Below are 19,299 nucleotides of genomic sequence, written 5' to 3'. Positions count from 1 at the left end.
TATTTCCTTATTAAGTTTGAAATAAACCGCTATTTAGATTCTAACAAAATTTTTCGATTTAACCAGAAATAGTCGAGTCCAGACCATATCGTAAAGATAAGGGCCACATACAACATAATTTGATCAAAAGGAATGCCCCACATAGCAAAAATAATATTATGAAGCAATAGGAAGGCAATAGCTAAAATTTGTGTCCAAGTTTTAATTTTACCTAACTGATTAGCAGCAACTACTTCACCATGTTCTGCACAAATTAAGCGCAAGCCTGTAACTGCAAATTCTCGGCTGATAATAATGATTATGACCCATGCAGGAGCATAGTCCAAACCAACTAATAAAATGAAAGCAGAGGATACTAGCAATTTATCTGCTAACGGATCTAAAAACTTCCCTAAGTTTGTCACTAGATTGTATTTTCTTGCATAATACCCGTCAATCCAGTCCGTCAATGAGGCAATAATAAAGATTAAAGCTCCGACTAAATGCTCTACTGGCATTGTAGCCCCTAACATAGTCAAATTGCCCCAATGAAAGTCGATTACCATTATTATTACAAATATCGGAATGAGACATACACGAGACACTGTAATTCTATTAGGTATATTCATGTAATTCACCTTTCTTGCAAAGGACAATCATCACTTCTATTGATGACTATTCCTCTTCCTCCAATTTGATGACGATATTTTGAGTATAGCGTTCTGTTGGAGATGCTGCAAACTTAATCTGCTTATTATTCACATAAATTGTACCATTAGGAGATGCGCCGAGCCTTACTCTGATGCTTTTCTTACCTGTTGCATCCATCTCTAAGACATCACCATTGTTGTACATTTGGTCAGCTTTAAAATTTTTCGCTTGGCTTGAAATTTCATTACCGCTTTCATCTTGAATGCCAATCCATGTGCTACCGGTCACTTTTACTTTTACTTTCAAGTCTTGCGTACCAGTTAAAGTATAAGTGGTTGTTATATTGTCGCTTTCTAATTTACCTTTGGAGATAAGCGGCTTCTCTTCTTTTTTCAAAGAGGTATTTTCTTCTTCTTTTGTATTCTCTTTTTCTTTATTTACGTTATCTTTTTGAGATGATTGCGCTTTATTTTTATGTGAAACATCAGTTGATTCAACATTCACATCTTGTTTAGGATCATCTACCACATCACTCTTAAAATTATGTTGTTTTAAGAACCAAATGGAGACAATAATAACAATAATAAATAGTGCAACAATAATTTTCGGCATCCAATCAACACTTTTTCTTGCTGCTTTTTTCGTCATGGCTCTCCGTTGTACAGGTTGAGATATAGGAGATGTTGCCGCACTTTGATCTGCAGATTTATTAGCTGGAATTTCACCTTTATATGTTTCTAGTAATTCATTGCTATCAAGATCTACTGCTTCCGCATATTGTTTAATGAATGCCCGCACATAAAAGGAGCCCGGCATAATACTGTAATTGCCTTCTTCAATGGCAGATAAATACCTTTTTTGGATTTTTGTGATTTCCTGTAAATCATCCAGACTATAACCTTTTGACATTCTCGCTTCTTTTAAACGAGTTCCTAATTCTGTCAATGATATACACCTTCCTGTTAAAAATTAAATCCTCCAAATCCACCGAAATTACTTGGGTCTTGCATGAAATCTTTATCCTGCTCCAACAACTTATATGTAATTTCTTCATCTGGATGATGTCTTAGTTCGATAATGTAGTCAAAGTCTTCAATTGTGTATTCGGATTGCTGAACAAAGACATCAGGATGTTCCACCACTATAATTGTTGGTAATTGCATAATTTCTCGTACTAATTGTTTATGCCCTTCATCTGTTGAACGTCTCGTCACCACGCCATCTAAAATAAACACATTGTTACTGTTAAATTCATCGCCAAGCAAACGATTGCGTAATGTTTGTTTTATCATAGTAGACGATAAAAATAGCCAACGTTTATTTGCAGAAACACTTGCGGCTACGATTGATTCAGTTTTTCCAACTCTTGGCATACCACGTATACCTATCAACTTGCGGCCATCTTTTTTATAAAGTTCTGCCAAAAAATCGACCAACAAACCAAGTTCATCTCGTACGAAACGAAACGTCTTTTTTTCATCTGCTTCACGTTGAATATAACGACCATGTCGAATGGCTAAGCGGTCCCTTGTTGTCGGCTGCCTAAACTTAGTTACTCTAATCGTTTCCATCGTTGAAATAATGTTTTTAAAACGTTCAATTTGCTCGTCCTTTTCAGCACGTAGTAGCATTCCGCGCCTGACTTGGTCCACTCCGTTAATAGTAACGATGTTCACTCTCAGCATACCTAATAGCGATGCAATATCCCCTAGCAATCCGGGGCGGTTGATTTGTATTTCGTATTCAAAATACCATTCTCTCACATTCAACGTTCCCTTCTATTAAAAGACGCATGATACCTTTTCTATGTTCCATAATAGCCGATTTTTCTACATAAGAAAAGAAAAAGAGAGAGAATTCCCCCTTTTTCCACTCAAGTATTTTAATTGCCGACAAGAGCCTTGTTTGATGTTTTTTCCATTCGGGAAGAAATGAAAGATAAAAGTCTTAGCTATAAATATATTTATGGAAATATTGTAATCTAAAGCAAACAATAGCTAAGGACGAATAGTACTCTATATTACAAAAAATTAGTAAGTCTTCTATATACACTTCATAATATTTGAAACTACTATTCCCTCATGTAAAGTCTTTTATTATTAAATTGAATTAAAAAAATTTAGAGGAATTACTTGGGGTGATAAGTGAAGCTTTTTATAATTCTAAAAAAGGTAACAGACCCTGCAAAAATATACCATATAAGTCTGCACCTTTATGTTGTAAGCAATCATTAAATATACCAGCCACCATTTAATCGAAGTATTTGGCCTGTCATGTAATCCGCTTTGCCAGACAGTAAAAAATCGACCAAATATGCGACCTCTTCTGGTTTCCCCCCACGCGCTAATGGGATTTCTTCTATTAGACTAGCCTTCTCATCTTCCGATAAATGTCCATTCATTTTGGTTTCGATAAAACCAGGAGCCACCGCGTTTACACGAATGCCATTATATGCAACTTCTTTTGCATATGCTTTCACAAACGTATGGATTGCTCCTTTTGCTGCGGAATACACAGATTCAAATGATCCGCCTGCCTCTCCCCAAATAGAACCAATAAAAGTAATATAACTAATCTCATGCTGGCGTAATTTTTGAGATAGAATCCCTATTAACTGTATTGGTGTTTCAACATGCACTTGAAAAAGATAACCCATTTCGTTTGCATCGGTATCTTCACAAAGCTTGTATAGCGCATGGCCGCTAGCAATGACTATAGCATGTATTGTAAAAATCGACCGGCTAATTTGTTCGGCTGCTTCTTCTTTTGATAAGTCAGCTCGTATCGGCATGAATTCTTGCTTGGGATATTGTTGAATCAATTCTTCAGCCAGCTGCTGCATCCCCGCCACATTGTGGTTATATTGCATATATAAAGACCAACCGTTCGCTGCCAACTCATTACAAATGGCACTCCCGATTGAACCGGAAGCGCCTAATACTAGTGCAAATTTTTTCATTTGGATTCTTCTTTTGAAAGCGGCAATATCGTAAATACAGTTTGTTGAGATTCACCTTGCAAGGATTGGAACGCTTTTTGAACATCAGCCACGTTCAATTCTTCAATGACTTCTACCGAATCAAACAGATTCATTTCATTAAATTTATAACGCGTAAATTGATTAGCGATATACTCAATCGAATTAAGAGCTCTTAGGTTAAAGCCGATTCGTCTGCGTTTTACCCTTTCTAATTCTTCTTCACCAAACGGCCACTTTTCTACCGCTTTCTGTAATTGGTCTTTAATCGCTTCCACTAATCTATCTGGCTTATGTGTATCGGAGCTAATCATAGCAAATCCAAAACCATGTTCCAATGAAAAGTCATAGGAGTAGGATTCGTCGATTAAACCTTCATCATAAACTTTTGTATAAAAATCAGATGAACGGCCAAACAAAACGTCCAAAGCTAAACTAATAGCAAGTTCATTTTTTAGCATCTCACGACCAGATAAATCTGTTTCTTTCGCTTTCAACCCGACAGATACCTTAGACTTTGATACATCCATATGAAGAGTTCGTTCAGGAATCGCAACTTCTTTTGGTTCTGATACTTCGATTCGTTTAATGTCTTCAGGTTTTTCAAAAGTCTTTTTAGCTTGGTTACTCTTGATGAGATCAAGCATTTCTTCTGGCTCAAGTGCGCCAATAGCAAATAACAGCATATTGGATGGATGGTAAAACGTGTGGTAGCACGTGTATAAATGTTCTGCCGTAATTTTATCGATAGATTCCACAGTTCCCGCAATATCAATCTTTACAGGATGTTCTTTAAACATATTTTCAATTGTGCCAAAGTATAAGCGCCAATCAGGCTGGTCATCATACATGGTGATTTCTTGCCCGATAATACCTTTTTCCTTATTTACAGTTTTCTCTGTAAAGTATGGTTCTTGGACAAAATCTAATAAAGTTTCTGTACTCTCTTTGACATTATTAGTGGCCGAGAACAAATAAGCAGTTCTTGTAAATGAAGTAAAGGCATTTGCCGAAGCACCATATTGGCTAAACTTTTGAAAGACATCTCCATCTTCTTTTTCAAACATCTTATGCTCTAAGAAGTGCGCAATACCATCAGGGACTGTAACAGCCTCTTTTTCACCAAGCGGTACAAACGAGCGGTCCACAGAACCGTATTTTGTAGTAAAGGTTACAAACGTTTTAGAAAATCCTTTTTTCGGCAAAATATAAACATCTAAACCATTTTCAAGCTTTTCATAATAAAGCGTCTCATCTAATTGCTCAAAATAAATTGGTTCCATTATTTTTTCTCCTCCATTCCACTTAAGAAATAGACGGTTTCTTTATGCAATTGCTTTGCCATATCGACTATATCTTCCTTTGTCACGGCTTTCCATTTTTCCTGCCAATGCTCCACTTTGAATACTGGATCTAATTCTTTGTATTGATCGTAAATTTCAATTTGACCACGCGCTGAATCCAACGCTTCTTTTAATTGGTTTTGAAGCATTGCCTTTGTTTGGCTTAATTCCAAGTCTGTAATTTCACCACGAGACATGGCCTCTAATTGTTCGTCAATTAATTGTGTCGCTTTTTTCACGTTTTCAGTATCAATGCCTGACATCACATAAACCAAGCCATATTGTGCAGAATACGAACTTGAGCAGTAATAGGCCATACTCTCTTTTTCACGAACATTCATAAATAATTTTGAATGTGGGTAGCCACCAAAGATGCCATTGAAAATTTGCATTTTCGGAAAATCAGCATCAGTAAAGAAAACAGGTACAGTAAAACCAATATGCAATTTGCCTTGTTTCATTTCTTGTTTTTCATGCACATAAGATTCTGTTGGCTGGATTTTTGGCAATTCATTCTGTTGGAAAGGGGCTTTGCGATCTTGGAATGGTAAGGCTGTTTTCAAATCAGCTATCATTTTCTCTTCGTCGATATCGCCAACTACATATATATCAATCACATCTTCAGCAATCATGCGTTGATATGTATTAGTTAATGATTGGGGTGTAATCGCTTCAACTGCAGGGATTGTGCCATTTGCAGAAATAGAAGCAGGATGGTCAGGTGCCAAAAAGTGATTTAATCGATTTTGAGCATAACGTGATTTTTCATCAAAAATAGATTGAATCCGTTCTCTCACCATTTCTTTTTCACGTGCTACGATATTTTCTTTGAACTCTCCATTTACAAAGTTAGGGTCGAATAGGACCGTGTTCATCAATTCTAATACATGGTCCAGCACATCACCGTGTTGTAAATAATGGTCATTAACCGTTTCAACATTTAGCAATACTGTATGTTCATTTCCTTTTTTCGTTGTATCTAGGTAAAGGACTGTTCCATATAAATCATCTAAATGCATTCTCATACTTGCAGGTGACGGGTACTTGGCATTACTGTGTTGTAAAACATTTGTTAATACAGTTCTTTCTGCTGCCTCTTCTACTTGTAAAGGCCTACGGAATTTAATTGAAAAATTAATGGTTTTGAATTGATCAGTTGATCTTGTATGAATATAAACGTCTTTTGCTATTTCTGTCGTTTTAAACATTCAAACCCCTCCTATCTAATTAATATAACAATCCATTACTCCAACTATACATGCCAATTGAATAAAATTGCAACTATTGTAAATGAGATGGATTATGGGCGTTACTTACAGTTCTTGAACAGTATTAACTGAGTTAGAAAATGATATAAATTATATTTATAAAGTAAAATCCACAACTAATAGTTTCTTTCATCAGTAGGTAAAAATACTAACAAACTACTAACCGGAAATACACTTATGATTTCCATAAAAAAAGACTACACAGTACAACGACTGCATAGTCTCTTTTAAATTATCTTTTGCCTTTAATATATGGTGTACCCGAAGCTTTTGGTGCTTTGGCTTTTCCAATAAATCCAGCAAGTGCTAGTATTGTTAAAACGTAAGGCAAGATTAATAGAATAACTTGAGGCACATCTTTTACATAAGGGATTGAAGCACCAGCAATACTTAACGATTGTGCTAGTCCAAAGAATAACGCAGCCCCAAGAGCGCCTAGCGGATGCCATTTACCAAAGATCATAGCAGCAAGTGCCATGAAACCTTGGCCGCTAATTGTTGTCGCGCTGAAGTTCCCAGCGATTGCTTGAGCGTAAATCGCTCCACCAATACCACCTAATGCACCAGAAATCATTACGGCAATATAACGCATTTTGGTAACATTAACACCCATTGTATCAGCTGCCATTGGGTGCTCCCCAACAGAACGTAGGCGTAAGCCAAAAGGTGTTTTATAAATAATAAACCATGCAATAAACGCTACGACAATCGCAAAGATGGACGTACCGTATACATCTGTAAAGAACATTTTCCCAAGCAGTGGGATGTCCTTTAAAACCGGTATATCAAAACGAGAGAAACGTTCAGAAATTGAATCTGTTTGTCCTTTATCATAAATCATTTTAATAGAGAAAACAGCTACTGCTAATCCTAATAAGTTTAGCGCAACCCCTGCTACTGTTTGGTCAGCTCGGAATGAAACAGCTGCAACAGCAAGGATTAAAGAAAAGACCGCACCTACAGCCAATGCAACGAGCAGGCCAACCCATGGCGTCCATCCGCCAAGTGTAGCAGCATACTTTAAGTTGAATACAATACTGCTGAATGCGCCGATAATCATAACCCCTTCAAGTCCAATATTGACAACGCCTGATCGTTCAGTAAATACGCCGCCTATGGCTGTCATGATCAATGGTGCTGCATAGTAGATTGCAGAAGGAATAATAAAATATAACACATCTAAAAAACTCATGTTATTTTCCCTCCTTTTTTTTCTTGCTTAAACGGTCCAAGCCCACACGAATAATATAACCTGATGCTACGAAGAAGATAATTAATGCGATAACAATGGATACGATTTCCACTGGTATGCCAGCTTCGTTCGGCATATTGAGACCGCCATTTTTTAATCCGCCAAAAAGTATTGCGCCAAGTAGTACGCCAAATGGCTGGTTTGCTCCAAGCAACGCAACCGCAATCCCATCAAAACCAATACCAGTAAAACCTGTCATTTTAGTAATATTACCGAAGGTACCTAGACCCTCCATAGCGCCTCCAAGACCTGCAAAAGCCCCTGAGATAACCATTGCTAGAATGATATTTTTGCTAACATTCATACCAGCATATTCCGAAGCATTTTGGTTAAAACCGACTGATTTTAATTCATAGCCTTGTGTTGTCTTTTCTAAAATAAACCACATGATTAACACCGCAATTAGGGCAATTAGAAAACCCCAATGCAATCTTGAATAATCGGTAAGAGATTCAAAGAAAGGAGAACGAAGTGAAGCAGAATCGTGAATTTTTTCTGTCTTATCGCCGCCATCAGATAATGCAGATATAGTCGCATTGGCTACATGCAATGCAATATAGTTCATCATAATGGTAACGATAACTTCATGGACCTGTAATTTAGCCTTCAAAAGGCCTGGAATAAACGCCCATAGGGCACCTGCAGCAGCTGCTGCAAGCAAAGCTAATGGTAGATGAATAATCTTGGGAAGGTCGAAAGCAGAGCCAACATAAGCTGCTGCTAACCAACCTACGATCAGTTGGCCTTCTACCCCGATGTTAAATAATCCTGTACGAAACGCGAATGCTACTGCCAAACCGGCGAACACATACGGCGTGATCTGGCGAACTGTTTCGCCCATGTTATAACTGCTGCCGAATACTCCGTTCCACAGAGCGATGTAACCATCAACTGGGTTAAAACCGCTAATAAGCATGACGATTGCGCCAATAATTAAACCTAACACAATCGAAATAAGTGGAACTAGAATATTTACTACTCTTTTAGACACTATGCGTCACCTACCTTTTCACTATGGCCAAGTGAATGACCAGCCATTAATAGGCCCAATTCTTGCTCTGTTGTTTCTTTTGGCGAAACGGTATCAATAATTGATCCATCATGAATTACAGCGATGTTATCAGAGACATTCATTACCTCATCCAATTCAAATGAAATCAATAATACTGCTTTGCCTTTATCACGTTGTTCAATTAAACGCTTATGGATAAATTCAATCGCCCCTACATCAAGTCCACGAGTTGGTAGCGCAGCGATCAAAAGATCTGGATCTCGATTAATTTCACGGCCGATAATCGCTTTTTGCTGGTTACCACCTGATAGTGCTCTCGCCTGCGTCATTTCACTTGGTGTACGCACGTCATATTCCTCAATAATATTGCGTGCAATGCTATTAACACGTTTGTAATCAATAATGCCACCCTTTGATACAGGTGATTGGTAATACGTTTGTAAGACGATATTATGTCCAATTGGAAAATCAAGTACTAAGCCATGTTTATGACGGTCTTGCGGAATATGGCCAATCCCTGATTCCGTGATTTTACGTGGTTTCTTGCCAGTAATATCCTTACCGTTAAGCGCTATTTGGCCGCTTTTCACTTTACGAAGCCCAGTGATCGCTTCAATTAACTCTGATTGTCCATTGCCGTCTATACCAGCAATACCAACTATCTCACCAGCTCTTACAGCTAAAGACAAATCTTTAACACGATCAATTCCACGATTATCTTGGACAGTTAAGTTCTCAATGTTCAGTACTACATCTTTTGGATGAGCAGTTGTTTTTTCCGTTTTAAATACAACCTGACGACCTACCATCATTTCAGCCAGTTGGTCCGGATTTGTTTCTGCAGTAGTAACAGTGCCAATCCCTTGCCCTTTACGGATAATCGTTACTCTATCTGATACATCCATAATTTCTTTTAATTTGTGAGTGATTAAAATGATAGATTTGCCTTCTTTAATCAAGCGTTTCATAATTTGTATCAATTCATTGATTTCTTGTGGTGTTAATGATGCAGTCGGTTCGTCAAAGATTAACATTTCAGCTCCGCGGTAGAGCGTCTTTAAAATTTCGACACGTTGTTGCATACCAACCGAAATATCTTCAATTTTCGCATATGGATCAACATTTAATCCGTACTTTTCAGATAACTGCTGAACTTTCTTTGCAGCATCTCGGATATTAACTAAACCCATTTTCGTCGGTTCACTACCCAAAATGATATTTTCAGTTACCGTAAAGTTTTCGACTAACATAAAGTGTTGGTGTACCATCCCAATCCCAAGATCATTAGCCTTATTTGGATCGGTAATTTTGACCTCTTTACTATTCACTTTAATAACTCCCGCTTCCGGTTGATATAGACCGAATAACACGTTCATCAGCGTCGATTTCCCTGCGCCATTTTCTCCTAATAACGCATGTATTTCACCCTTCTTAAGTTGAAGAGTAATATTATCATTTGCTACGAAATCGCCAAATTGTTTGCGTATTCCAAGCATCTCAATGACATAATCCATTTTGCTCACTCCCTTAATCGATCAATATAATATGACGGTATATCAATTAAAATCTTTGGTTAAAAAATTAACACAAGAAGGAATTGAAGAGACTATTTTATTTTCAAACATTTATTCACAATCTAGCAGTATAAAAAATGTTCAAAAAAATAAGAATAAGGGTATTGTAAAAAGGCTCTTCGAAACCCTTCGTCTATTAATCTTTAAACTAAAAAATAGATAAAAAGATCATAAAGACCAATAACTGGCCTTTATGATATGAAGGTGACACTATTTTTCAGGTTTTTCTGGAACTGTAATGTCGCCGCTAATAATTTTTTCTTTGAATTCATCAATTTTCTTCTTAGTGTCGTCAGTAAATACGCCGTGGTCGTCAGCTAAGTCAACACCTTTGTCTTTTAGACCAAATGTAATTGTTTTGCCGCCAGGGAATTTGCCGTCTTTAGTATCTTTAGATACTTTTTCAGCAGCAGTATCAACACGTTTAAGAACAGAAGTTAAAGTGATGTTTGTTTTATCATTCACTTTTCCTTCATCGTATTGGTCACGGTCTACACCGATTACCCATACATCAGCCTTAGCATCTTTTTTCTTGCGTTCTTTTGCTTCAGTGAATAGGCCGTTTCCTGTACCGCCTGCAGCATGCATGATAATGTCTGTACCTGAATCATACATACGTTTTGCAATTGCTTGACCTTTAGAAGCATCACCGAATGAACCTGCATATTGGATATCAATTTTTACTTTTGGATTTGCCGCTTTAGCGCCTGCAACAAAGCCAGCTTCGAAGCCACCGATGATATCGCCTTCTACACCGCCGATAAATCCGATTTTACCTGTTTTGGATTGTAAAGCAGCTGCAGCACCTGCTAGGTATGAAGCTTCGTTAGCACGGAACATGATTGATGCAACATTATCTTGACCTTCAATAACTGAGTCAATAATGGCAAATTTAGCGTCTTTTTGTTGTTTTGCAACTTCAGATGTAGCATCATGCAAATTGAAACCTACAGCATATACTAAATCGAAATTACGGCGAACAAGGTTGTTAAGGTTTGTATTGTAATCACTTTCAGAAGCTGATTGAAGGTAATCGAAGCCACCGTTACCTTTTTTCATTCCATTCTCTTCACCAAACTTCTCGATACCTTCCCAAGTTGATTGGTTGAATGAACGGTCATCGATACCACCGATATCAGTAACCATTGCTACTGAGAATTTATCTTTATCGCTACCGCTTTTTTTCGATTCGTCCCCTTTGTCTGATCCACATGCCGCAAGCAATGTACCAGAAGCTAGAAGTGCAGAAAGTGCTAAACCAATTTTACGCTTTTTCACTTGAAATCCTCCCAAAAAGTAAATTAATAAATTTGTTGTTGACGATAGCAGGAATGAATACATTTATACGCGTTTACGTATTACATGGAAGCTGAATTTATCAGCTCTAAAATAGTTTTTCGAATATAAGACCAGCCGTTCTTGTTCATCATAATGAAACTGCTTCAGCAACAAGAGCGCTGTCTCGCGTCCGCATTCTAAGATAGGTGAAACGTGACCATGATAGCCAATCGGGTCAATATAAGTGACCGCATAAGCAACATGTATGTCCCCTGATTCTTCTAATGCTTGAAATATCGATAGATTGCGTCTTTTCAAAAAATCTTTCGGCAAATAGTTTGAAGGTACTTGGTCGATACAATATACCACAGGGTTATCGTCAGCTGTACGGACCCGTTCAATCGTGATTATCGGATCGCCAGCATCACATTGAAAGCGTTTTAAATCTTCGTCATTCGGAAGCAGCTCGGTAGAGTTTAAATAGACTGTACCGGGCTGCATACCTGCATCTTCTATCATAGAAGAAATACTTGATAACTGTTCAATGCCTGAAGTAAATATGGGCTTTGGATTCACAAAGGTTCCCACACCATGTCTTCTAACAATAATATTTTCTTCTTCCAAAAGTCTTAGTGCTTCCCGAAGCGTCGCACGACTTACCCCAAGTGTCTTCGACAACTCAAATTCAGATGGTAGTTTTTCATTTTCTTTATAAATCCCTTTTTCTATGTCTGCCTTAAGATGATCGATCACTTGAAGATAGAGATGACGCTGGTCAGACTTTATTGTCAAATTAACCACCACCAGTAGAGATCAGACATCTGACGTAAAACATTCCTACTAATCAGTCATACTATAACACTTTTAAATAACGAAATAAATAACTTTCGAAAAAAACTGTGTTAAAACAGTTAATAAATTTTTAAAAATTGTTGAATTTGCTATTTTTCGTTACATTGTTAGAAAATTCACAATTGCCGGACGTGCTATTTTCCGATTAATACTTCTCTTGGTTTGCTTTTTTCAGCTGGTCCGACAATGCCTCTTTCCTCCATCTGATCCATGATACGAGCGGCTCTAGCGTATCCTATCTTTAATTTTCTTTGCAGATAGGATACAGATGCAGTATCTTGGCTTGCTACCAAATTAACAGCTTCTTCAAAGAGGTCATCTGTATCATCCAAGTCTGTAATTTCCTCTTCTTCAGTTGGAATCATTTCCTCTTGGTATTGGGCTTTTTGCTGTGCTATAACAAAGTCTACAATCTGTTCTACTTCTTGGTCTGAGACAAAAGCCCCTTGTACGCGTACCGGCTTCGACTGCCCAGCTGGTAAAAATAGCATATCCCCCCGACCAAGCAAGCGTTCCGCTCCTCCCATATCAAGAATAGTTCGAGAATCGATTGCGGAAGATACAGCGAATGCTATTCTCGATGGGATGTTAGCTTTAATAATACCTGTAATGACATCCACACTTGGTCTTTGTGTTGCGATAATGAGGTGTATGCCTGCTGCTCTAGCCATTTGCGCTAAGCGTGTAATTGAATCTTCCACATCACTTGAGGCTACCATCATCAAATCGGCTAACTCATCAACAATAACCACAATAAACGGCATCTTGGGATGCTTCTCTCCGTTTTCTTTATTAAAACGTTCTATATGTGCATTATATCCCTCTATATTGCGTGTTCCCGTATGTGAGAACAAATCGTAGCGTCTTTCCATCTCATCCACGACTTTTTTCAACGCTTGTGACGCTTTTCTTGCATCTGTCACAACTGGCGCTAATAAATGTGGGATTCCATTATAAACGTTCAATTCTACCATCTTCGGATCAATCATCATCATTTTTACTTCATGAGGTTTTGCACGCATAAGAATACTAATAATAATGCCATTAATACAAACGGACTTCCCACTCCCCGTCGATCCTGCTACTAATAAATGCGGCATTTTGTTTAGCTGTGCAAGTTTTGCTTCACCGGTAATATCTCTTCCTAAACCGATCAATAACTTTTCATCCGGCTTATTGTTTTCTTTGGATTCTAGCACTTCTCTTAGGCTAACTATAGCGACCTCTTTATTAGGAACTTCAATACCAACAGCTGATTTTCCTGGTATTGGCGCCTCTATTCTAATATCTTTAGCAGCCAGTGCTAAAGCTAAATCATCTTGCAATCCTACGATTTTGCTAACCTTTACGCCTCTGTCTGGCAATACCTCATATTCCGTTACCGCAGGGCCTAAATGAACTTGGGTAACTGTGGCTTTCACACCAAATGATTGGAATGTTTGCTCTAGTTTCTTAGCATTCCCTTGAATTAATTGAAATTCGCCGCTTTGATCCGTATGCGGCGGCAATTTTAAAGTAGCCATAGCTGGTAATTGATACGCCTCATTCTCTACCTCTGCCGCAGATATTACAGCAGCATCAATTGTATCTGCAGCAGTTTCAGGTTCTTCTTCAGGAATATCTGGTACAGGCTGATCTTGTTGTTGAATTCTTTGCGTAAAGGCAGAAATGATTGGTTCTTTTGGTTGCTCGGGGATTGTTGCTGCATGATATTCTTCATCATTAACGGTATGCTCGATAGTTTCCTCTTCAGACACCGCAGCTTTTCTTTTTCTCTCTGTCTTTTTCTTACTCTTTGCTTCTTGGCGCCTGCTTACAGTGTCCTCGGACTCTTCTTTCATTTCCATAATTGACTGTTTAATTGTTGGCCATTTGCCAGCGATATAAGGTATTAGGGCTTTACCAGTAATTAAAAGAAGTCCAATTAACACCATTAGCCATCCTGCGATATTGGCGCCTGCTGCATCAAATAGAGCGAAGAAACAAGCAAAAAGGATTGCCCCAATCATACCGCCTCCTAATGCATGAGAATGTTCTTTAATTCCCCCTGAAGTAACAAGCACTCTCCATGTTTCTTTTAAAACCGAATTATTGTGCAAGGCTTGACCATTAAACAGTTGCTCGAACAAGGAAATGTGGCTGAATAACGTTAATCCGCCTGTAATTAGTAAGACACCACCGATCAGGCGGTTTTTCAGATTAGGAATTGTGCGTTTGACCATTAGTAACAACGCACTCACGATGAACAAGAAAGGAACGATGATAGCCCAATTCCCAAATAAAAATAAGGCAATGTATTGGAACGCCTTCCCTACAATTCCATACTCAAAAAAAATAATAATCGCAAGGCCAATTAGTATTAATCCTATGATTTCATATACCAATGGTTGCGTCTTCGTACCTTTTTTCGTTTTTTTGCTGACTGTTTTTTTACTCTTTGCAGGTTTCTTTTTCGTTGCTTTTTTTGCCATGCAACCACCTACTTTCTTTCGTTGATTAAGGTTTTTTACAATCTTTTTGTTTTGGAAAAATATCTTTATCATGTACATAATAAAACGGAAAAAGGATTTCCTACCATTTTTAAGAGGTAAGGAAATCCTTTTTCCCGCATAACGCTAATATTCCATAATAATAGGGATAATCATTGGTCTTCTTTTGGTTTTTTGGAATAAATAAGAGTTTAGCGTGTCACGGATTTCTTGTTTTATACTTGTCCATTCGTACGAGCCTTTATTCACATAACTTTCGACAACAGCGCGAACTAATTCAGAAGACTCACTTAATAATTCTTCTGATTCTCTTACATATACAAAGCCTCTTGATAAAATTTCTGGACCAGAAGCAACTTTTTTCTCTTTGCGGTTGATGGTCACAACTACAATGAATATACCATCTTGACTAAGCAATTTACGATCGCGTAATACAATATTGCCTACATCGCCTACGCCTATACCGTCAATTAACACGTTTCCAGCAGTGACACGGCCACTCATACGCATTTTGCCGCCTTTATATTCTACGATATCTCCTTTATCAGCAATAAAAATTTGGGCTTTAGACATACCTGTTTGTTGCGCCAACTTTGAGTGAGCTATTAACATACGGTAGTCGCCTTGAATTGGGATAAAGTATTTTGGTCGCATTAAATTCAGCATTAATTTCAAATCTTCTTGCGAGCCGTGCCCTGAAACATGCACTTTTTTATCAGCAGACAATACTTTTGCTCCTGCTTTTGCAAGGCTGTTCATTGTGTCTGCGATTTGGACTTCCATCCCTGGTGAAGGTGTGAAAGTAATAAGAACTGTGTCTGTATTTTTAATGCGGATATCGCGGTGGTGTTTGCGGATAATTTTTTCTAATCCTTCTAGTGGTTCACCTTGATTTCCTGTTATAATCGCCACAATTTCTTCATCTGCATAATCATTCATTTTATTTGCTGGGATAATTCTGTCAGGATCAACAGATAAGTAACCCAGACGCATACCAACTTCAAATGCATGCTCTAAGCTTTTACCTATAACAGCGATCTTTCGATCAGCATCAGTTGCTTGATCAAATACTTGCTGGATACGGATAAAATTAGAAGCATATAGCGCAACTAAAATGCGGCCTTCTGCATTATGAAAAGTTTTTGCTAACTTCTCCTGTACAACATTTTCGGGAATTGTATAGCCAGGACGTTCTGCTTCAGTAGAATCAGACATCAAGATAAAGACGCCTTCTTCACCCAAGTTTGCCATTTTTGCAAGATCTGGCTTATATTTGCCTTTTGCTGATTGGTCAAACTTAAATTCGCCTGTATGGACAATAGCACCTTCACTTGTATGGAAAGCAATACCCAATGAATCTGGGATACTGTGTGTAGTATGGAAAAATGTCACATAAGTCGTTTGGAAGTTCATGCGACTCTTGCTCGTTACTTCAAAAAACTTAATTTGATATGGTGCAGGCAATTCTTTCAAATGTTCTTTCGCTAAAGCGATCGTCAATTTAGATCCATAAACCGGCGCGTTCACTTTTTGTAGTAAATATGCGACAGATCCGATGGCATCTTCATGTCCATGTGTTAAGAAAATACCTTTTACACGTGATTTATTTTCGACTAAGTAAGATATGTCTGGTATGACATAATCAATGCCTAACATTTCGTCTTCCGGAAACATAAGGCCGCTATCCACGACAAAGATTTCTTCATCAATTTCGATAACGTACATTGCTTTGCCGACTTCACACACGCCGCCCAATGGGATGACGCGTATTACTTCATTTTTTGTTATTGTTTTTGCCACTTGTTTTCCTCCTAAATTAATCCCGAACACAAACCACTTACTCCCATTATATAGATAGTTGAGCGTTTTCACAAACAAAAAAGAATGGGTCAATGTCACCCATTCTCGAATCATCTGTGTTCGTTCAAATGTGGACCTTCTAAATCATTCATTCCGTTATAATCACTGCCGAGTTTAGTTATGAAAATTTTTTTGTCTTATACAACACCTTAGTCAAAACTCTTTTGCTTTTCTTCATATTCTCTCCAAGCATGATCATATGCCCTCTTCTCCTCAGCTGTTAAAGGAATAATAGGCAGCCTTACGCTCTCAGTACCTAATCCTTGCTTTGCTAAGGCATATTTTAAAGTTGAAGGGCTAGGCGTTGCAAATAGTGCCCGTATAAGGGGCAGAAGCGCTTGATGAATGCGGGCAGCTTTTTCATGCTCACCATCATAATATGCCTTCACCATTTTTTGCATATCATATCCAACTAAATGGGAAGCTACAGATACAATGCCGGATCCTCCGATGCTAAGTAACGGCAATGTTAAACCGTCATCTCCAGAATATACTTGGAATCCTTGTGGTGCATCCGCTAAAATTTCTGCCATTTGATCTAAACTTCCACTTGCTTCTTTGACTATTTGTATATTTGGAATATCACTTAATGCAAGAACGGTTTTTGGTGTCATATTAACAACAGATCTTCCCGGAATGTTGTAAAGCATAACCGGCAGAGTAGTCGCCTGCGCAATAGCTGCAAAATGTTCGTACATCCCCTGTTGGCTAGGTTTATTATAATACGGTGCCACTAGCATAATGCCGTCAACGCCTGCAGCTTCTGCCTGCTGTGTTAACAGTATTGATTCTTTTGTATTGTTACTTCCTGTTCCTGCAATGACTGGGATTCTCTTATTAGCTTTTTGCACAATATACTGAAATATTCTGATTTTTTCTTCAAAACTTAAAGTGGGAGATTCACCTGTCGTTCCACAGACAACAACTGAATCTGTCCCATTCGCAATTAAATGGTCAATCAATCTAGCAATCTCTTCGTAGTGAATGGTCCCATCTTCATGGAACGGTGTAATCATAGCTGTCGCAATACGACCAATATTCACTCAGCTGCCTCCTTACTTTAGTCCATCTTCAATCATTTTTTCAGCGATTTGGATAGAGTTTAGCGCAGCTCCTTTCAACAAATTATCAGCTACAATCCATAGATGAAAACCTGTGTCTTCTGCTAAGTCCTTGCGAATTCGACCTACAAATACATCATCCAAACCATCTGTATATAGTGGCATAGGATAGTGCTGTGTTACAGGGTCATCATGTAATGCTATCCCAGGAGCTGTTTTGAGGATCTCTTTTATTTCTTCTACCGACACATCATTTCGCTCAATTTCAATATAAACTGATTCAGAGTGCCCTACTGTTACTGGCACGCGTACACAAGTTGCCGCTACTGGTAATGCTTCATCATGCAGAATTTTTTTGGTTTCATTAATCATTTTCATTTCCTCAAAAGTAAATCCATTTTCTGTAAATATGTCAATTTGCGGTATCACATTGCGTGCAATAGGATAATGCTTCTTATCGCTTTTTACAGGTAAGATTTGGGCCTCCACTCCTGCTGGCTCATCAAAATGGACGCTTTGTTCTTTTAGCTCATTTACGGCACTGATTCCTGCTCCGGATACAGCTTGATATGTAGATACGATTACTTTCTTCAAACCAAATGCTTGCCGGATTGGCTGTAGTGCTGCGACCATTTGTATGGTTGAACAATTTGGATTGGCTATAATGCCCTGATGTGTTGCAAGATCATTAGGATTTACTTCAGGCACTACAAGAGGCGTATCTGGATCCATTCGAAATGCACTTGTATTATCAATTACGATTGCTCCACGTTTTGCAGCTTCAGGCGCAAGTTCCTTAGAAACGGATCCCCCAGCGCTAAAAAAGGCAAAATCTATCCCTTCAAATGCTTCCGGGGTAGCTTCTTCTATTTTATAACGCTCGTTGCCTACTGCTAATTCTTTTCCGGCAGAGCGCTTTGACGCTAAAGGTTTTAATTGTGCCATAGGGAATTTACGTTTGATTAATTGTTCAATAATTTTTGTACCTACTGCCCCTGTGGCACCTACTACTGCTACTGTATATTTTTTCGTCATTATACATCGCTCCTCAGCTAATCATCCAAGTAATGGCGCTATTGTATCATACTTGCCTAGTTATTTATATAATAATTAAATTATTTAGTATATTGAATCAATAATGGTTGCAATTGTGCTTTATTTAATGAGGCTTCTACTGTTTTTGCCATCAACGTAAAATCAGATATAAGAGAATTTGGCTTATTGATAGGATCATCTTGCCCAAACGGGATAAAGAAGACATTTTTTGTGTTTAATAGCTTCATAACATTTATTCCATTAAGTCCTAGCGCATCATTCGTTGAAATCCCCAGAACTACTGGGCTTCCATTTCTTAGCGTTGCTTTCGCCGCCATTAATACAGGAGAGTCAGTTGCGGCATTAGCAAATTTACTGATAGAGTTCCCTGTCATCGGAGCAATGACCATACAATCTAAAGGATTTGATGGTCCAAATGGCTCCGCCTCCGCAATGCTTTTTACCACCTCATTGCCTGCCAAGCTCTCTATTTTCTCAATCCATTCTTCTCCTGTACCAAAACGAGTCGCCGCTGTTAAAACAGAATGCGTGATAATCGGGACAACGGTTGCCCCTAATTCAGTGAGAGAAGTGATTTTAGGTATTACGTCTGCATACGTGCAATGGGAAGCAGTAATCCCTAACCCAATCCGTTTGCCTTGTAGCAT

16 protein-coding genes are annotated in these 19,299 nt (G+C 38.2%); all 16 read right to left on the bottom strand.

Annotated elements, in window-relative coordinates:
• Window positions 1–29: 29 nt before the first annotated feature.
• The 16 genes from pgsA to F0527_RS04440 all read right to left on the bottom strand — a co-directional run bounded on the left by pgsA (window position 30) and on the right by F0527_RS04440 (window position 19,299).
• Window positions 30–608 (bottom strand): CDP-diacylglycerol--glycerol-3-phosphate 3-phosphatidyltransferase, encoded by a 579-nt coding sequence (gene pgsA / locus F0527_RS04515; protein WP_066785797.1) that lies wholly within the window; start codon window positions 606–608, stop codon window positions 30–32.
• A gap of 46 nt (window positions 609–654) precedes the next feature.
• Window positions 655–1,575: a helix-turn-helix domain-containing protein gene (locus tag F0527_RS04510; protein WP_150283933.1), complete on the bottom strand. Its 921-nt coding sequence runs from the start codon at window positions 1,573–1,575 to the stop codon at window positions 655–657.
• A gap of 17 nt (window positions 1,576–1,592) precedes the next feature.
• Window positions 1,593–2,393, bottom strand: coding sequence for a DUF3388 domain-containing protein (locus F0527_RS04505; protein WP_066791839.1), 801 nt, complete (start codon window positions 2,391–2,393; stop codon window positions 1,593–1,595).
• A gap of 467 nt (window positions 2,394–2,860) precedes the next feature.
• The gene (gene ymfI / locus F0527_RS04500) at window positions 2,861–3,589 is read right to left on the bottom strand and encodes an elongation factor P 5-aminopentanone reductase (RefSeq protein ID WP_150283932.1); all 729 of its coding nucleotides are present in this window, start codon (window positions 3,587–3,589) and stop codon (window positions 2,861–2,863) included.
• Complete coding sequence (gene yfmH, locus F0527_RS04495) at window positions 3,586–4,890, bottom strand: EF-P 5-aminopentanol modification-associated protein YfmH (protein ID WP_150283931.1); 1,305 nt, start codon at window positions 4,888–4,890, stop codon at window positions 3,586–3,588. Before yfmH ends, ymfI begins: the two co-directional genes overlap by 4 nt.
• Window positions 4,890–6,158, bottom strand: coding sequence for an EF-P 5-aminopentanol modification-associated protein YfmF (gene yfmF / locus F0527_RS04490; protein ID WP_066785783.1), 1,269 nt, complete (start codon window positions 6,156–6,158; stop codon window positions 4,890–4,892). The genes yfmH and yfmF overlap by 1 nt, the downstream gene beginning before the upstream one ends.
• Before the next feature lie 292 nt (window positions 6,159–6,450).
• On the bottom strand, window positions 6,451–7,410 hold the full coding sequence (locus F0527_RS04485) for an ABC transporter permease (protein WP_147194075.1): 960 nt from the start codon (window positions 7,408–7,410) through the stop codon (window positions 6,451–6,453).
• Between the two features lies 1 nt (window position 7,411).
• Complete coding sequence (locus F0527_RS04480) at window positions 7,412–8,461, bottom strand: ABC transporter permease (RefSeq protein WP_066785777.1); 1,050 nt, start codon at window positions 8,459–8,461, stop codon at window positions 7,412–7,414.
• Window positions 8,461–9,996, bottom strand: a complete 1,536-nt coding sequence (locus F0527_RS04475; protein WP_150283930.1) for an ABC transporter ATP-binding protein — start codon at window positions 9,994–9,996, stop codon at window positions 8,461–8,463. The genes F0527_RS04480 and F0527_RS04475 overlap by 1 nt, the downstream gene beginning before the upstream one ends.
• Before the next feature lie 270 nt (window positions 9,997–10,266).
• Window positions 10,267–11,334 carry a BMP family lipoprotein gene (locus F0527_RS04470; RefSeq protein WP_066785773.1) on the bottom strand — a complete coding sequence of 356 codons (1,068 nt, stop codon included), beginning with the start codon at window positions 11,332–11,334 and terminating at the stop codon, window positions 10,267–10,269.
• A gap of 63 nt (window positions 11,335–11,397) precedes the next feature.
• A complete protein-coding gene (locus F0527_RS04465; protein WP_066785771.1) occupies window positions 11,398–12,126 on the bottom strand; it encodes a GntR family transcriptional regulator in 729 nt (242 codons plus the stop codon).
• A 194-nt stretch (window positions 12,127–12,320) separates the two neighbouring features.
• The gene (locus tag F0527_RS04460; RefSeq protein ID WP_150283929.1) at window positions 12,321–14,657 is read right to left on the bottom strand and encodes an FtsK/SpoIIIE family DNA translocase; all 2,337 of its coding nucleotides are present in this window, start codon (window positions 14,655–14,657) and stop codon (window positions 12,321–12,323) included.
• Between the two features lie 144 nt (window positions 14,658–14,801).
• Complete coding sequence (locus F0527_RS04455; RefSeq protein WP_066785766.1) at window positions 14,802–16,475, bottom strand: ribonuclease J; 1,674 nt, start codon at window positions 16,473–16,475, stop codon at window positions 14,802–14,804.
• Between the two features lie 209 nt (window positions 16,476–16,684).
• A complete protein-coding gene (gene dapA / locus F0527_RS04450) occupies window positions 16,685–17,578 on the bottom strand; it encodes a 4-hydroxy-tetrahydrodipicolinate synthase (protein WP_150283928.1) in 894 nt (297 codons plus the stop codon).
• 12 nt (window positions 17,579–17,590) lie between these two features.
• Window positions 17,591–18,631, bottom strand: a complete 1,041-nt coding sequence (locus F0527_RS04445; protein WP_150283927.1) for an aspartate-semialdehyde dehydrogenase — start codon at window positions 18,629–18,631, stop codon at window positions 17,591–17,593.
• 80 nt (window positions 18,632–18,711) lie between these two features.
• Complete coding sequence (locus tag F0527_RS04440) at window positions 18,712–19,299, bottom strand: dipicolinate synthase subunit B (RefSeq protein ID WP_066785757.1); 588 nt, start codon at window positions 19,297–19,299, stop codon at window positions 18,712–18,714.

Origin of the sequence: Rummeliibacillus sp. TYF-LIM-RU47, from assembly GCF_008638315.1 — a bacterium.
In the GTDB taxonomy this organism is placed as follows: Bacteria; Bacillota; Bacilli; order Bacillales_A; family Planococcaceae; genus Rummeliibacillus; species Rummeliibacillus stabekisii.
The sequence above is the reverse complement of the archived record's forward strand: the minus strand, read 5'-3'. Positions and strand labels throughout refer to the sequence as shown.